The sequence below is a fragment of the Brevundimonas basaltis genome (assembly GCF_014202075.1).
In the GTDB taxonomy this organism is placed as follows: Bacteria; Pseudomonadota; Alphaproteobacteria; order Caulobacterales; family Caulobacteraceae; genus Brevundimonas; species Brevundimonas basaltis.
The window spans coordinates 454,837-469,344 of record NZ_JACHFZ010000002.1 but is presented as its reverse complement, the minus strand read 5'-3'; the positions used below and the strand labels follow the sequence as shown (position 1 = coordinate 469,344).

The window sequence follows — 14,508 nt, the reverse complement described above, 5'->3', positions numbered from 1 at the left end:
TGCGGATTTCTGCGCTTGTTTCCTAGCGGTTCCAACTGGGTCCGCTTCTGACTCCGACGCTGCTCAAGGGTATTGCGTTGCTTTTCTCAAGACGGCCGGTTCTGGTACGCCATCGGAGACCAGACTGATTGGGGATGATCGGTCGGACCTACCTGTTTACAAACGAATAGCGAAGCCTCCTCCGAGTGCGCGCGTTCTTTGCGAGAGAGGCGTTCAGCGTGACGGTAGCCGACCGACGAAACCGACGGTGGATCCGCAAACGCGACTTTGAACAGTTCTGCGAATTGATGGCCGAACGCTGGTTCAACCGTTTGGCGGATAGCGACGAACGCCATGCCTATTTCTCGTCCGCCTACAGCTTCTACGTTCAGTGTGGCGGCAGGATGGGCGGTAACGATCGCCGGCAGTTCGACGTGTTTTACGGCAGTCGCCCGGTGGATCAGATTGTCGAACCTGCCCCTTCCGAAGTCGGCCTTCCTGTCAGTCATGTCCGCTTGCTCGTCGAGTCGGGGGCCTCACTGAGTTATCATCGCACGGAGAGAGGGACGGTGCTCTGCATGCTAGCGCCGGCGCGCAGCGAGGGGTTCACCCCGAAGGAGACGATGCTTGTCCTGGAGCACTATCGCTCTCCGAGGTCGTTGCAGGCACCCAGCGTCACGGCGGGCCACTGGCGCGCTATGATGTCGTATTTCGAGTGCACGGCGCTGGACGGCGATCCGCAGTGGACAGACCATCTGCGGGTCTGGTGGCTGCGCTTCACTCGTCCGCTCGTCATCGACGGGGTCGCGCAGACGCCGGAGGTTCTGGTAGGGCTTCGGCAGATCGTCGTGTGGTCGCTCACCGTGGGCCTGAGCGGTGCCATTCTGTTCGCACTTCAATGGCTGATCGGCGCGCCGCCCACTCGTCATTGATCAGGAATGGGTAGCACAACGAGTCAGAAGCGGACCAACGGCACACCCAGCTGGGACCCACGCGCCGACCCAGCGATACGGCACTCCCACCGCTCGCGCGTCGTCTTCCTAGTTAGAGTGGCTCTGGAGTGGTGGTGCCGCTTAGGTGACTCGAACACCTGACCCCCGCATTACGAATGCGATGCTCTACCAGCTGAGCTAAAGCGGCCTTGGCGCGGCGGAGACGTGCACGCCCGCGCGAGAGGCGCTCTTTATACGCGGGGCGCGGGCTTGCCAAGCGCCTCGAACAGGGCCGCTTCGTCCGGGCGGGCGGCGATGCGGGTCTCCAGACCCGCCGAGGCGGTCAGGGGCGCGGCGGCGGCTTCCGAGATGACGACGGCGGTCTGGCCGGCGAACCGGCCGCACGCCGCCACCGCGCGCGCGGCGCGCGGCGAATGGATCAGCAGGGCGTCGAAGGCGGCGGGCGGCGCGGCCCCGGTCTCGACTGCGCGATAGACCGGCAGGGTCCGGACCTCGGCGCGCCCGGCCAGCAGCGCCTGCAGGTCGCCCGAAGGCTCCAGCGCGCCGGGCGCCAGCACCGGGCCCGGGGCCGCCTCCGCCAGCAGCCGGACCAGATCGGCCAGGGCTCCGGCGGCCGAGCGGACGACGGCGAAGCCCGCCGCCCGCGCCGCCCCGGCCGTGGCGTCCCCGACCGTGAACACCGGCAGGGTCCGCTCTCCGGACAGGCGCGCGAAGGCGGCGACGCCATTGCGGCTGGTGAAGGCCAGGGCGTCGACGCCGGTCAGGTCCGGCGCCGGCTGTGGGATCGGCTCGATCCTCAGCAGCGGCGCGACCAACGGCTCGAAGCCGAGACCGGTCAAGCGGTCGGCGGTGCGGGTCGCGCCCGGCTCGGCGCGGGTGACCCAGACGCGGCGGATCGGGATCAGGGCTCGACCCTCTGATCGCCCGCCGTCTCGCGGACCTCGGCGCCGAGCCGCAGGCCGAGCGCCTGGGCCTGCTCCGACCCGCCCGCCTCGATCTCGCCCGCCCGCCGCCAGCGCGCCGAGCCGTCCGGCGCCAGCATCTCGGTGGTCAACCTCAACCGCCCGGCGGCGATCTCCGCATAGGCCCCGATGGCCGTGCGGCACGAGCCCTCCAGCGCGGTCATGGCTCCACGTTCCGCCGCCACGGCCAGCGCCGTCGCGGGATCGTTCAGCGCCGCCACCCAGGCCGCGTCCCGGTCGTCGGCCCGGGTCTGCAGGGCCAGCGCCCCCTGCCCCGGCGCGGGCAGGAAGTCGTCGAGCGCCAGCCGCTCGCGGATCGCGCGTTCGAACCCCAGTCGGTTGAGCCCGGAGACGGCCAGCAGGATGGCGTCGAACTCGCCCTCGGCCAGCTTGCGCAACCGGGTGTCGACATTGCCGCGCAGCATCTCGATCTGCAGGTCAGGGCGCAGAGCCAGCGCCTGCGCCTGGCGCCGCATCGAGGCGGTGCCCAGGCGCGCGCCCGACGGCAAGTCTGCGAACGACGCGAAGGCCTCGCTGACGAAGGCGTCGCGGGCGTCCTCGCGTGGCGGCACGGCGGCGATGCACAGGCCGTCGGGCTGTTCGGCCGGCACGTCCTTCATCGAATGCACCGCCACGTCGACGCGACCGTCGAGCAGGGCTTCCTCGATCTCCTTGGTGAACAGCGCCTTGCCGCCGATCTCCATCAGGCGGCGGTCCTGCACCCGGTCGCCGGTGGTGACGATCTCGACCAGCGGCACGGCCTCGGCCAGATCGGCGTCCGCGACCCCCAGGGCCCGTCCGATGGCGCGCTGCATCATGCCCGACTGGGTCAGGGCCAGTTTCGAGCGGCGCGTGCCGATGCGGACGAGAGCAGCCATGAGAACCGTTGCGCGGGAGGGACGGGGCCGTTACCTCGACCCGATGGACCTGGGCGCGGACTATAGCAGCGAAGCAGGCCGGGCAACCGGACCCCTCGTCGTGCTGGGCCTCGAGACCAGCTGCGACGAGACCGCCGCCTCGGTGGTGCGGCTGACGCCGGACGGGGCGGCCACGGTGCTGTCGTCGGTGGTGCATAGCCAGATCGACGATCATGCGGCCTACGGCGGCGTCGTGCCCGAGATCGCGGCGCGCAGCCATGTCGAAATGATCGCCGGCGTCACGGCGCGGGCCATGGCCGAGGCGGGGGTGGGCTACGACGGACTGGACGGGGTGGCGGCGACGGCGGGGCCGGGACTGGTCGGCGGCGTGATGGTGGGTCTCAGCTTCGGCAAGGCGGTGGCGCTGGCGCGGGATCTGCCGCTGGTCGCGGTCAATCACCTCGAGGGCCATGCGGTGTCGGCGCGGCTGGGCCGGCCGGTGGACTATCCCTTCCTGCTGCTGCTGGTCTCGGGCGGGCATTGCCAGCTGCTGGAGGTGCGGGGCATCGGGGACATGACCCGGCTGGGCACGACCATCGACGACGCGGCGGGCGAGGCCTTCGACAAAATCGCCAAGGCGCTGGGGCTCGGCTATCCGGGCGGACCGGCGCTGGAGCGGCTGGCCGAGGGCGGCGACGGGGGCCGCTTCGACCTGCCGCGCGCCCTGCTCGGCCGCAAGGACTGCGACTTCTCCTTCTCGGGCCTCAAGACCGCGGCCTCGCGGCTGGCCCACGCCTGCGAGACGGACCGGGACCGCGCCGACCTCGCCGACGCGGTGCAGGGCGCCATCGCGCGCCAGCTGGCCGACCGCTCGGACCGGGCCATGAAGGCCTATGCGGAGCGGCACGACCATCGCCTGCTGGTCGTGGCCGGCGGGGTGGCGGCCAACCGCACGGTCCGCGCCACGCTGGAGGCGGCCGCCGCGAGGAACGGCTTCGCCTTCCTCGCCCCGCCCATGGCCTGGTGCACCGACAATGCGGCGATGATCGCCCTGGCGGGAGCGGAACGGCTGCAGAAGGGTTGGATCTCCGACATCGACGCCGCGGCCCGGCCGCGCTGGCCGCTGGACGAGGCGCGGGCCCTGTCTGATCCGGCCCACAAACCCGGCCGCAAGGGCGCGAAAGCATAGGAATGGCCATGGAATTTCGCACGGCGGGGGTGATCGGCGCGGGGGCCTGGGGCACAGCCCTGGCCCAGGTGGCGGGCTGGGCGGGGCTCGACGTCCTGCTGCAGGCGCGCGAGCCGGAGGTGGTCGAGAGCCTGACCGCCCGCCGGGTCAATGAGCTGTTCCTGCCCGACGTGGTGCTCGACAGCCGGGTGTCGGTCACCGCCGTCCTCGCCGATCTGGCCGCCTGCGACCTGATCCTGGCCGTGCCGCCGGCCCAGCACATGCGCTCGACCCTGACCGCCTTCGCGCCGCACCACCGGCCCGGCGTGCCGGTCGTGCTGTGCTCCAAGGGCATCGAGCGCGGCTCGCTGAAGCTGATGACCGAGGTGCTGGCCGAGACCCTCCCCGCCGCCCCGGCCGCCGTGCTGTCGGGCCCCAGCTTCGCCGGCGAGGTGGCGCGCGGCCTGCCCAGCGCGGTCACCCTGGCCTGCGCCGACGCGGCCCTCGGCCAGGCCCTGATGGAGACCCTGTCGGCCCCGACCTTCCGCCCCTACCTGGCCTCCGACCTGATCGGCGCCGAGGTCGGCGGGGCGATCAAGAACGTGCTGGCCATCGCCTGCGGCATCAGCGAGGGCCGGGGGCTGGGGCGCAGCGCCCACGCCGCCCTGATCACCCGCGGTTTCGCCGAGATGACCCGGCTGGGCGTGGCCCTCGGCGGCCAGGCCGGGACCGTGGCCGGCCTGTGCGGCCTCGGCGACCTGGTGCTGACCTGCTCCAGCCCGCAGTCGCGCAATATGAGCCTGGGCCTCGCTCTCGGTCAGGGCCAGACGGTGGAGCAGGCCCTGGCCGGCAAGCGCTCGGTGGCCGAGGGCTATGAATCGGCCCCGGCGGTGCGCGAGCTGGCCGAGAAGACCGGCGTCGACATGCCCATCTCTCTGGCCGTGGCCGATGTGCTGGCCGGGGAGACCACGGTGCCGGAGATGATCGAGGCCCTGCTGTCGCGCCCGCTCAAGGCCGAGCGGAGCTAGTGAGCGAACAACCGGAGCCCCCCGCGCCCGAACCGGAGCGCAAGCGGGTCTGGAAGACCCCGGTCAATGTGCCCCTGTGCCCGGAGACCGAGCTGGCCGATCCGGGCGCGCGGTCCTTCGTGCTGCAGATCGGCGAGGCCTTCTTCCACGGCTTCGTGGTGCGGAAGGACGGGGCGGTGGCCGGCTATGTCGACCGCTGCCCGCATCAGGGCCATCCGCTGGCCATCGAGCTGGACCGCTATCTGACCCCGGACGGGGAGCGCATCCTGTGCGGCTGGCACGGGGCGGTGTTCGAGCCGCTGACCGGCCTGTGCACCGGCGGGCCCTGCGCCGGCGGCCGGCTGACGCCCTGGCCGGTGACGGTCGTGGACGGAATGATCCGGACGGCGTGAGCCTCACCCGGGCGGAACCCAAAAATTCGGTATGGCGGAGTCGGCAGGGTCGACAGGGTCGCGCGGAAATTCGCTGTGGCGGAGTCGGCAGAGTCGACATCCGGGCCGGCAGGGTGAGCCGGGCGCGCCTCGGGCGGCGGGTCGGCGGTGCGATTGTCAAAGACCGGAGCGCAGTATGGACCGGTTCTCCCATGGGTCGGGAAGATCGGGTTTAGATTCGGGCAAGCGGCTGAAAAGGTAGGGGATCGTCTCCACAACCCGACTATATTTTCGCGGATTGTCAGCACAGCGTTCTCCTCCCTGTCGCGCAGCGATGGGGAGGTGGATCGGCGGCGGAGCCGACGAGACGGAGGAGTTCCATCCGCCGCACGATCGGGGCGCCGCCAACCGCCCCTCCACCGCTTCGCGGTCCCCCTCCCCATTCGCAAGCGGCGAACGGGGAGGAGACGCTCCCCCGCCCCGCCTGTGAACAAACCGCGAACATCCCCTTGCCTCCGGCCCCTCCGCGAGTCTAACTGGCCCCCGGGTCGGTCGTCAGTTCTGGAGTGTTTCCCATGCCGCAAGCCGACCCCGCCCGCCCCGACCCCGCCGTCCGCCTCCTCGCCGCCCTGCAGGGGCTGGACCTGACCAGCGCCGACGGCCGCGCCGGCATCCGCACCCTGCTGGCCGAGATCGACCGCCTGTCCCCCGACGCCATCCTGCGCCAGGCCGCCGCCATCGAGCTGCGGCGGGTGGGGTGGGGGCGGGACGTACTGCGTCCATAACGCCCAAACCCCGTCATTCCGGGGCCGCGCAGCGGAACCCGGAACCCAGGACGGCCCACCCGGTCGCCCGGCGGCCGTCATCGCGGCCGATCCCCTGGGTTCCGGGTTCCGCCCCGGGCTCGCGCCCGTCCCGGCCCCGGAATGACGGTGAGATTTGAGGCTGGCCACGGAGCCATGAACCGACCGCCCTGACGAACACCACCCCGCGCTCAAGCAGCGAGGCCCCGCGGGCCGATCGTTAGCGCCCTCTCTTCACAAAGATGACCCGCCGCAACCCCGACCGCTACACCCCCGAAGACTGGAAGATGGCCGGCCGCACCGTCGGCGCCATCCTGTCCAACCGCTGGCTGGTCTATACCGAGTGCGAGCTGTGCGAGCTGCGCATCCGGGCCGACCTCAAACGCATCGCCCGGGCGCGCGGGACCCACTTCGTCCTGTGGGGGCGCAGCACGACCTGCCGGCGCATGGGCTGCCCGGGACGGGTCACCTTCTGGGTGCGGCCGCATGGGGCGAGGGGGGATGTGGCGATGACGTGAGGGGGGTGGTAGCCAGACACATGGCAAAACGGCTCAGCAACCCCCGTAAACGCGCGAAGGTCGCTCCGGCACCGTCGATTCCTCCGATCACCGGTCTTACCAACTTCATCGATGCCGTAACGCGCTTTGCCGAGCAGGATGCTAAGTTCAAGTGCTATCGAGGGCAGCGCGACACCAGCTGGGAGAACGTTCCAGGACTGTTTCGTCCCGACCTGATCGAGTTCCAGAAGAACGAGAAAAGAGCTGTGCGCGACTTGGTGTCTGTGCACCCTCACGAGTTTTCGGCGGACCAGACCATGTTTGACCGGCTGGTCCGGATGCAGCATTTCGGACTGCCAACCCGCCTAATGGATGTCTCGCGTAATCCATTGGTCGCGCTCTATTTCGCGACCCAACCGGACCCTGCGGGCAAGGAAGCCGACGGCTTGGTAACCGGGTTCTCGGTCCCGGAGGAGCGCGAAAAGTATTACGACAGCGATTCGATCAGCTGCATCGCGAATCTGGCGAACATGACAAGCTCTGAGAAGCAATCTATAGTCGAACTTAGAAGTCAGAGAGCAAAAAGCGCCAGCAGGAAAGAAGAGATCGATCGCCTGAATGCAGAGTCGGTTTTCCAAAGACTTCACCAATTCATTCGAGTGGAGAAACCTCACTTCCTTCCCATTATCGATCCAATCGATCTGTTTAAGCCATATTACGTACACCCAAAAATGAGCAACAGGCGAATACTTTCCCAAGCTGGCGGCTTCATAATCAGCGGACTTGTTCCCAAAACCCGAATTAATTTCGCCCACCAGATTACGGAGACTCGCTTCGTTGTGCCTCAAGCTCTTAAGGGTCCGCTGAGACAGGCGCTTGAACGCCTCGGCATTGAGGAGAGCACACTATTCCCCGAGTTGGACAGAGCGGCCAAGCGCATCACGGCAAGTTATCCAGTCCGGTAAGGCGGAGCGACCGGTCAGGTCCGTTGCTCCTAGAGCCCCAACTCTCGACGGAAGTCGACGATGTCGATCTTAACCAACTCGTCACCCCTGTAGCCTTTGCGGGCAAGCACCACGATCTCCGCCCGCCGTTGTGCTGCGGCGGTGTAAGCGTTCTCTTGTTGTTCGAACCGGGGATCCGAAACCTTTGCCATTAGATAGCCGTCTCGTTCGGGGTTTTCTATGCTCAACCCACTAGTGTGGAACCGGAAACCATCAGTCTTGAGCTGCACCTCCTGAAGATCCGTCCAGCTAACCTCCCCTGACGCTCTAATGGCGTCGGCGTCCTCGAGATTTACGCTGACTGAGCGCGCGCCAGCAGGCGCAAACGTTGCGGAAGTAACCGAGCGACCTACCGGCGCGACAAACTGCTCAAGCGGCTTTTGCTGTTGGGCTAGGGTTTGGCGGATGGCATCGAGATATCCCATCCGCTCTTCGTGCATCCTCGCCTCAGCGGCATCCCTGGCTGCCAAGTGGTCGCGGTTGAGATCAACGAGTGCTTGCATCGCGGCCTCCGCCAGATCGGGGCGGCCGCTGAAGTAGGCCTTTACAGCAGCAAGCCATTCGCTGATGTGCGTGCCAACTACCTGCTGAGCGACCGGCAACCCGAGCGGTAGCAGCCAAGCGTAGTCCTGCAAGGCTCCGATCAGATCGTAGGAACCCGGCGCGGGCTCTCGGACCTTGGCGATAACGGGTGCCCGTTCCCCTCGGCGTGGAGGGCGACTGTGGACCAGAAGGATCAGACCATCCGAGATGATCTTGTCGGCGCCCTGCAGCGAGGCACCGAGAAGGCGCATGTCGATGACGTGGTGATCTGCATCGCCACCGTCGTATGTCAGCCGAAAAAGCGGCTCCGTCATGTCTCAAGCCCCCAACCCCGTGAAGTTGTGGCGGCAAAACCATAGGTCGTCGAGTCATGTTCGGGCGCACTGACAGACGCTATCATGAGGGGGCGTCATTATCGGTCGCAGCCCCTCAGCGCGCCTCATCCCGCCAACATGTGGGTTCTGCCCCCCGTTACCGAGTGTGTCTTCCGGACAGGCCGCATCCGCAGTGCAGCCGGAACAGCCGACGGGCTACCCCTGCACAGTGATCGTGATTGCCCCGGGATCGACCCCAAACGTCAGGGCCAACCTCCGCTTGGCTTCTGCAATCGTCAGCCCCTCTTCGCTCACCGGGGACTTGATTAGAGCCGGTTTCGGGTCGGCCGGCTCGATGGAAGCGGCCTTGAGCACATTGTATACAAATTGATAGCGGACACCGAGTTCGCGAGCGATGTCGCTCCGACTTATGCCCTCGGCCGCCAACTGGCGTATCCGCTCGGACTTGGTCACTTCGGTCACTGGACACCTCCGTCGTACTTCTTGGCGAAGGCGAACGTCTCGCGCTGCTGCTCCTCGAGAAATACCTGGCGATCACTGTCTCCGACCTCGTAGCCGAGCCTCCGTGCGCAGGACACGAAACCACTGAGAGACTGCTCTTCAAGCTTGCCCGATCCAATATTCTGCTTGTTCACGACATTTGCGGTGATGAGCGGCCAACCTTGAGCGTCGGCCTTGGCGAGGATCATGTCCAAGTGCTTGGGCATCAGATGGTTCATCGTGAAAGACCATTCGAAGCCGTTGGCTTTCGCAACATCACCATAGGAGATGAACTCTCCTTGGCGCGCCGCTTCCAGGATCGCTGCGACGGATCGATCGATGTTGAGAATGGTCATGGGCGGCTCCGACTGATTGATAGGTCTATCTATCATTTTTTGGAGAGCAGTATCAAGTACTATCTATCAATGCGCCTCGTCCCAGTTCCCCGCCGCCCGCGCCTCGACCACCAGCGGCACGGTCAGCGCCACGGCCGGTTCCGCCGCGCCTTCCATCACCCGCTTGATCACCGGAATGGCGCGCCAGGCCTCGGCCTCCGGGGCCTCGAAGACCAGTTCGTCGTGGACCTGGAGCAGCATGCGCGTTGACAGGCCGGCGGCCTCCAGGGCCCCCGGCATGCGCACCATGGCGCGGCGGATGATGTCGGCGGCGGCGCCCTGGATGGGGGCGTTGATGGCGGCGCGTTCGCCGAACTGGCGCTCGGCCCCCGATTTGGAATGGATGGCCGGGATGTGGATGCGGCGGCCGAACACGGTGTGGACCATGCCGGTCTCGCGCACCTGCACCTTGGTCGCGTCCATGTAGCTGCGGATGCCGGGGAAGCGTTCGAAATAGGTCTTGATATAGTCGCCGGCCTCGCCCTGGGGGATGTTCAGCTGGGCGGCCAGGCCGAAGGCGCTGATGCCGTAGACGATGCCGAAATTGATCGCCTTGGCGCGGCGGCGGGTCTCGGGATCCATCTGGTCGACGGGGACGCCGAACATCTCGCTGGCCGTGGCGGTGTGGATGTCGATGCCGGCGGCGAAGGCGCGTTTCAGCTCGGGGATGTCGCCGATGTGGGCCAGCAGGCGCAGCTCGATCTGGCTGTAGTCGGCGCTGATCAGCACATGGCCGGGGGCGGCGATGAAGGCCTGGCGGATCTGGCGGCCGGTCTCGGTGCGGATCGGGATGTTCTGGAGGTTGGGGTCGCTGGAGGCGAGGCGGCCGGTGGTGGCGGCGGCCAGCTGGTAGGAGGTGTGGACGCGGTCGGTGGCCGGGTCGGCGGCCTCGATCAGGGCGTCGGTGTAGGTGCCCTTGAGCTTGGAGAGCTGGCGCCATTCCAGCAGCAGGCGCGGCAGGTCATGGGTCAGGGCCAGTTCTTCCAGCACCGAGGCCTCGGTGCCCCACTGGCCGGAGGCGGTCTTGCGGCCGCCGGGCAGGGCCATCTCGCCGAACAGGATGTCGCCGATCTGGCGCGGCGAGCCGACGTTGAACGGGCGGCCGGCCAGGTCGTGCGCCTGCTGCTCCAGCTCGGCCATGCGCAGGCCGAACTCGGAGGACAGCCGCTTGAGGCGGTCGGGGTCGACGCGGATGCCGGCCCGCTCCATGTCGGCCAGCACGGCCGGCAGGGGGCGTTCGAGGGTTTCATAGACGGTGGTCAGCCGGGCCTCGGCCAGCCGCGGCTTGAGGAGGCGCCACAGCCTGAGCGTCACGTCCGCATCCTCGGCCGCGTAGCAGGTCGCCGGTTTCAGCTCGACATGCTTGAACGACTTCTGGGCCTTGCCCGTCCCCGCCACGCTCTTGAACGTGATCGGCTCATGGCCGAGGTGGAGCCGGGCCAGCTCGTCCATGCCGTGGCCGTGGAGGCCGCCTTCGAGGACGTAGGAGATCAGCATGGTGTCGTCGATCGGGGCGACGCGGATGCCCCTTTGGGCCATCACCGCCAGGTCATATTTTCCATTTTGAACAATCTTCAGGACCGCCGGGTTCTCCAGCAGCACCTTGAGCCGCTTCAGGGCCTCGGGCTTGTCGATCTGGGTCAGGGGCTCGCGGGCATCCGTCTCGCCGCCGAAGTCGAGGCCGCCGGCGTCGGCCGCGGGCGGGTGCTCATGCGTCAGGGGGATGTAGCAGGCGTCGTTCGGGCCGATGGCCAGCGACACGCCGCACAGCCCGGCATGCGTCGCCGACAGCGCGTCCGTCTCACAATCGAACCCCACGACCCCCGCTTCGGTCGCTCGGGCGATCCATTGGTCGAGCTCTTCCAGCGTCTGGACGCAGGCATAGGCTTCGGTGTCGACGGTCTGGACCTCGGCCGGGCCCTCGGCGACCTGGCCGTAGCGGGGCGTGGCCACGGGGGCGGAGGGGGCTTTCGGCCGGGCCACGAAGGCGGTGCCGTTGGTCGCCGGCGCCTTGCCGTCGCCGACGCGGGTGCGCAAGCTACGGAACTCCATCCTGTCGAGGAAGGCGGCCAGGGCCTCGGGGTCCGGGTCGCGGACGGCGAAGTCGTCGATCGGCTCGGGCGCCGGGGCGTTGCAGTCGAGGGTGACCAGCTCGCGCGACAGGCGGATCTGGTCGGCGAATTCGATCAGGGTCTCGCGGCGCTTGGGCTGTTTGATCTCGCCGGCGCGGGCCAGCAGGGTGTCGAGGTCGCCGTATTCGCCGATCAGCTGGGCCGCGGTCTTGGGGCCGATGCCGGGGGCGCCGGGGACGTTGTCGACGCTGTCGCCGATCAGGGCCTGGACCTCGACCACCTTGTCGGGCGCGACCCCGAACTTCTCGAACACGGCCTCCTCGGCGAGGCGGCGTTCCTTCATCGGATCCCACATGACCACCGAGGGGCCGATCAGCTGCATCAGGTCCTTGTCGGAGGAGACGATGACCGCCTCGCCGCCGGCGTCGCGGGCCTTGCAGGCGTAGGTGGCGATCAGATCGTCGGCCTCGTAGCCGGGCAGTTCGACGCAGTGCACGCCGAAGGCGGCGGTGGCCTCGCGGACCAGCGGGAACTGGGGGATCAGGTCCTCGGGCGGGGCCGAGCGGTTGGCCTTGTACTGGTCGTACATGTCATTGCGGAAGGTCTTTTCCGAATGGTCGAAGATGGCCACCAGATGGGTCGGGCCGTCGTCGCCCTTCATATCGCGGATCAGCTTCCACAGCATGTTGCAGTAGCCCTGCACCGCCCCGACCGGCAGGCCGTCGGACTTGCGCGTCAGGGGCGGCAGGGCGTGATAGGCGCGGAAGATGTAGGCCGAGGCGTCGATCATCCACAGGCGGATGGCGGGACCGTCCTGGGTGAGGGGGCGGTCTGTGGTCTCGGGAGCGGCGCTGTCGGTCATGGCCGGAACATAGGCAGGCGCGGGGCCGCCGTCACCGGCTGAGCGCTACGACACCCAGGTGTTGCGGCAGCCAATCGCCGTCCAGCCGTTGAAGCCCGAGGCGACCCGGCACTGATAGCCCATGCCGGCGAGGGGACCGTGCATGATCGAGGTCTCGATCACCGCCCCGAGGCCGTCGTAGGTCGGGCGGGCGAAGCTGACCCAGCGCGTCCGCCGGCGCGGACCGCCGGGCGCGTCAGGGTCGTACGCCTCGAAGACCAGGCCGTGGCGGGGCCAGTCGCAGCTTGGGGCGTAGTCGCCGTCGAAACGGATCGGCGGCGGGCGGTTGTCGGTAGTGTCGAAGCGGTAATGGTCCCTCGCCACGGCGGCGATGACGGCGCAGTCGTCGCCCAGTTCGCCGGCGGGGACGACATACACGTCCGGGTCGGCGGCCGGCCTGACGGGGTTGACCGGACCGGGCGCGGCGAAGGCGCCGAGCAGCAGGGACGAAGCGGCGAGACCGGAAACGACGCGCATGGCGGCTCCTATCTTGAACGCAGGCCGGAGATGGTCCGGCCGGGCGCGATATCCTCGGCCGAGGTGATCAGGTGAACAATGGCGGGGCGGCCGGCGTTCCGGGCGGCGGCGAGGGCGGCGGGGAAGTCCTCGGTGCGCTCGCAGCGAATGCCGAAGGCGCCAAAGGCCTCGGCGTACTGGACGAAATCGGGGTTCTTCAGGTCGGTGGCGATGGTCCGCGGGGCGCCCGGATAGTGCATCTCCTGATGCATGCGGATGGTGCCGTAGGTTCCGTTGTCGACGACCACGACCACGGCGTTGATGCCGTACTGGACCGCCGTGGCGATCTCCTGCCCGGTCATCAGATAGTCGCCGTCGCCGGCGATGCAGACGACCTCGCGGTCGGGGTGGACGCTCTTCGCCGCGATGGCGGCGGGATAGCCGTAGCCCATGGCGCCCGAGGTCGGAGCCAGCTGGGTGCGGCAGGCGCGGTGGCGGTAGAAGCGGTGCAGCCAGGCGGCGAAATTGCCCGCGCCATTGGTGATGATGGCGGTCGGCGGCAGGGCCTCCGCCAGATGGGCCATGCACTCGCTCATGTTGACCGCGCCGGTCACCGGCACGGGGGTCGAGAAGGCCAGATAGTCGTCGTGCGCCGCGCGGGCCTCGGCCTCCCACGTCCGGCCGGGCTCCAGGGTGGCGAGGGCCCGCGCCGCCAGACTGTTGTCCGCTACGCCGGCGACCAGCGTCGGCCAGACCCGGCCCAGCTCCTCCGCTCCGGGATGCAGGTGCACCAGCACCTGTGCCGTGTGCGCCCGGTCGAACAGGGTGTAGCCCTGGGTCGGATTTTCGCCCAGCCGGGCGCCGATGGCGATGATCAGGTCGGCCGCGCGGGCCCGGGCGACCAGTTTCGGATTGCAGCCCAGGCCGAGGTCGCCGGCGTAGTTGCGGCGGTCGTTGCCGACGATGTCCTTGCGCCGGAACGAGCCCGAGATCGGGATCATGCAGCGCTCGGCCCAGTCGGCCAGGGCGGCGGCGGCCGCGTCGGTCCAGCCCGAGCCGCCGACCACGATCAGCGGCCGCTCGGCCTTCGCCAGCCGCGCGCCGATATCCGCCAGCACATCGGGGGCCAGCGCCGCCTTCGCGGGCGTCACCGGCCGGATCGGGGCGGGGCCGCCGTCGGCGTGCAGGATGTCCTCGGGCAGGGCGATGACCGCCGGGCCCATGCGGCCCTGCAGGGCGGTGGCAAAGGCGCGTTCGACCACCTCGACGGTGCGCTCCGGGCTCTCGATCTCGGTGGCCCATTTGGCCAGGCCGCCGAACACCTCGCGATAGTCGACCTCCTGAAAGGCGCCGCGGCCGCGGTCGGTCAGGGCGATCTGGCCGACGAACAGGATCATCGGGGTCGAGTCCTGATGCGCCGTGTGCACCCCGATGGAGGCGTGGGTCGCGCCGGGTCCGCGCGTGACCATGCAGACGCCGGGCCGTCCCGTCAGCTTGCCATAGGCCTCGGCCATGTTGGCGGCCCCGGCCTCGTGGCGGCAGGCGATGACCTGAATTTTGTCGCGCACGTCGGCGAGGGCGTCGAGCACGGCCAGATAGCTTTCGCCCGGCACGCAGAAGACCCGGTCGATCCCGTTGATGATCAGGGTTTCGACGAGGCGGCGGGCGGCGGTGTTCGCGGGCTGGGTCATGCCCTGAGCGGTT

Annotated in this window: 15 protein-coding genes and 1 tRNA gene; 7 read left to right on the top strand and 9 right to left on the bottom strand. The window is 68.5% G+C overall.

What is annotated here, in order from left to right; translation table 11 throughout:
* The first annotated feature begins 218 nt into the window (after positions 1-218).
* Entirely contained in the window at positions 219-911 is a 693-nt protein-coding gene (locus tag HNQ67_RS06795; RefSeq protein ID WP_183253653.1) for a hypothetical protein, read from the top strand.
* Between the two features lie 132 nt (positions 912-1,043).
* On the opposite strand, the gene HNQ67_RS06790 is transcribed toward HNQ67_RS06795, so the two are convergent.
* From HNQ67_RS06790 to hemC, 3 genes are all read right to left on the bottom strand, one after another.
* Positions 1,044-1,119 (bottom strand) — tRNA-Thr (locus HNQ67_RS06790).
* A gap of 43 nt (positions 1,120-1,162) precedes the next feature.
* Positions 1,163-1,771 carry a uroporphyrinogen-III synthase gene (locus HNQ67_RS06785; RefSeq protein ID WP_246347474.1) on the bottom strand — a complete coding sequence of 203 codons (609 nt, stop codon included), beginning with the start codon at positions 1,769-1,771 and terminating at the stop codon, positions 1,163-1,165.
* Positions 1,772-1,833: 62 nt separating this feature from the next.
* Positions 1,834-2,772, bottom strand: a complete 939-nt coding sequence (gene hemC / locus HNQ67_RS06780; RefSeq protein WP_183253651.1) for a hydroxymethylbilane synthase — start codon at positions 2,770-2,772, stop codon at positions 1,834-1,836.
* Between the two features lie 43 nt (positions 2,773-2,815).
* Between hemC and tsaD the strand changes: the two genes are divergently transcribed.
* From tsaD to HNQ67_RS06750, 6 genes are all read left to right on the top strand, one after another.
* A complete protein-coding gene (tsaD, locus tag HNQ67_RS06775) occupies positions 2,816-3,940 on the top strand; it encodes a tRNA (adenosine(37)-N6)-threonylcarbamoyltransferase complex transferase subunit TsaD (protein WP_183254026.1) in 1,125 nt (374 codons plus the stop codon).
* 8 nt (positions 3,941-3,948) lie between these two features.
* On the top strand, positions 3,949-4,947 hold the full coding sequence (locus HNQ67_RS06770; protein WP_183253649.1) for an NAD(P)H-dependent glycerol-3-phosphate dehydrogenase: 999 nt from the start codon (positions 3,949-3,951) through the stop codon (positions 4,945-4,947).
* Complete coding sequence (locus tag HNQ67_RS06765; RefSeq protein ID WP_183253646.1) at positions 4,947-5,339, top strand: Rieske 2Fe-2S domain-containing protein; 393 nt, start codon at positions 4,947-4,949, stop codon at positions 5,337-5,339. The genes HNQ67_RS06770 and HNQ67_RS06765 overlap by 1 nt, the downstream gene beginning before the upstream one ends.
* 554 nt (positions 5,340-5,893) lie before the next feature.
* A complete protein-coding gene (locus tag HNQ67_RS06760; protein WP_183253644.1) occupies positions 5,894-6,103 on the top strand; it encodes a hypothetical protein in 210 nt (69 codons plus the stop codon).
* Positions 6,104-6,363: 260 nt separating this feature from the next.
* The gene (locus HNQ67_RS06755; RefSeq protein WP_183253642.1) at positions 6,364-6,639 is read left to right on the top strand and encodes a hypothetical protein; all 276 of its coding nucleotides are present in this window, start codon (positions 6,364-6,366) and stop codon (positions 6,637-6,639) included.
* A gap of 20 nt (positions 6,640-6,659) precedes the next feature.
* On the top strand, positions 6,660-7,583 hold the full coding sequence (locus tag HNQ67_RS06750) for an FRG domain-containing protein (RefSeq protein WP_183253640.1): 924 nt from the start codon (positions 6,660-6,662) through the stop codon (positions 7,581-7,583).
* A 29-nt stretch (positions 7,584-7,612) separates the two neighbouring features.
* Here HNQ67_RS06750 and HNQ67_RS06745 read toward each other — a convergent pair whose 3' ends face one another.
* The 6 genes from HNQ67_RS06745 to HNQ67_RS06720 form a co-directional block, all read right to left on the bottom strand.
* Complete coding sequence (locus HNQ67_RS06745; protein WP_183253638.1) at positions 7,613-8,479, bottom strand: DUF7946 domain-containing protein; 867 nt, start codon at positions 8,477-8,479, stop codon at positions 7,613-7,615.
* Positions 8,480-8,695: 216 nt separating this feature from the next.
* Positions 8,696-8,962, bottom strand: coding sequence for a hypothetical protein (locus HNQ67_RS06740; RefSeq protein ID WP_183253636.1), 267 nt, complete (start codon positions 8,960-8,962; stop codon positions 8,696-8,698).
* A complete protein-coding gene (locus HNQ67_RS06735; RefSeq protein ID WP_183253634.1) occupies positions 8,959-9,336 on the bottom strand; it encodes a hypothetical protein in 378 nt (125 codons plus the stop codon). The genes HNQ67_RS06740 and HNQ67_RS06735 overlap by 4 nt, the downstream gene beginning before the upstream one ends.
* Positions 9,337-9,402: 66 nt before the next feature.
* Positions 9,403-12,309, bottom strand: coding sequence for a DNA polymerase I (gene polA, locus HNQ67_RS06730; protein WP_183253632.1), 2,907 nt, complete (start codon positions 12,307-12,309; stop codon positions 9,403-9,405).
* Between the two features lie 45 nt (positions 12,310-12,354).
* On the bottom strand, positions 12,355-12,825 hold the full coding sequence (locus HNQ67_RS06725; protein ID WP_183253630.1) for a hypothetical protein: 471 nt from the start codon (positions 12,823-12,825) through the stop codon (positions 12,355-12,357).
* An 8-nt stretch (positions 12,826-12,833) separates the two neighbouring features.
* Positions 12,834-14,495 (bottom strand): thiamine pyrophosphate-binding protein, encoded by a 1,662-nt coding sequence (locus HNQ67_RS06720; protein ID WP_183253628.1) that lies wholly within the window; start codon positions 14,493-14,495, stop codon positions 12,834-12,836.
* Between the last annotated feature and the right edge of the window lie 13 nt (positions 14,496-14,508).

What these genes read in the sequence shown, in the direction of transcription:
- HNQ67_RS06720 (WP_183253628.1), bottom strand. Translation starts at nt 14,495, where the DNA reads ATGACCCAGCCCGCGAACACCGCCGCCCGCCGCCTCGTCGAAACCCTG.
- HNQ67_RS06750 (WP_183253640.1), top strand. Translation starts at nt 6,660, where the DNA reads ATGGCAAAACGGCTCAGCAACCCCCGTAAACGCGCGAAGGTCGCTCCG.
- HNQ67_RS06755 (WP_183253642.1), top strand. Translation starts at nt 6,364, where the DNA reads ATGACCCGCCGCAACCCCGACCGCTACACCCCCGAAGACTGGAAGATG.
- tsaD (WP_183254026.1), top strand. Translation starts at nt 2,816, where the DNA reads ATGGACCTGGGCGCGGACTATAGCAGCGAAGCAGGCCGGGCAACCGGA.
- polA (WP_183253632.1), bottom strand. Translation starts at nt 12,309, where the DNA reads ATGACCGACAGCGCCGCTCCCGAGACCACAGACCGCCCCCTCACCCAG.
- HNQ67_RS06745 (WP_183253638.1), bottom strand. Translation starts at nt 8,479, where the DNA reads ATGACGGAGCCGCTTTTTCGGCTGACATACGACGGTGGCGATGCAGAT.
- hemC (WP_183253651.1), bottom strand. Translation starts at nt 2,772, where the DNA reads ATGGCTGCTCTCGTCCGCATCGGCACGCGCCGCTCGAAACTGGCCCTG.
- HNQ67_RS06735 (WP_183253634.1), bottom strand. Translation starts at nt 9,336, where the DNA reads ATGACCATTCTCAACATCGATCGATCCGTCGCAGCGATCCTGGAAGCG.
- HNQ67_RS06770 (WP_183253649.1), top strand. Translation starts at nt 3,949, where the DNA reads ATGGAATTTCGCACGGCGGGGGTGATCGGCGCGGGGGCCTGGGGCACA.
- HNQ67_RS06725 (WP_183253630.1), bottom strand. Translation starts at nt 12,825, where the DNA reads ATGCGCGTCGTTTCCGGTCTCGCCGCTTCGTCCCTGCTGCTCGGCGCC.
- HNQ67_RS06760 (WP_183253644.1), top strand. Translation starts at nt 5,894, where the DNA reads ATGCCGCAAGCCGACCCCGCCCGCCCCGACCCCGCCGTCCGCCTCCTC.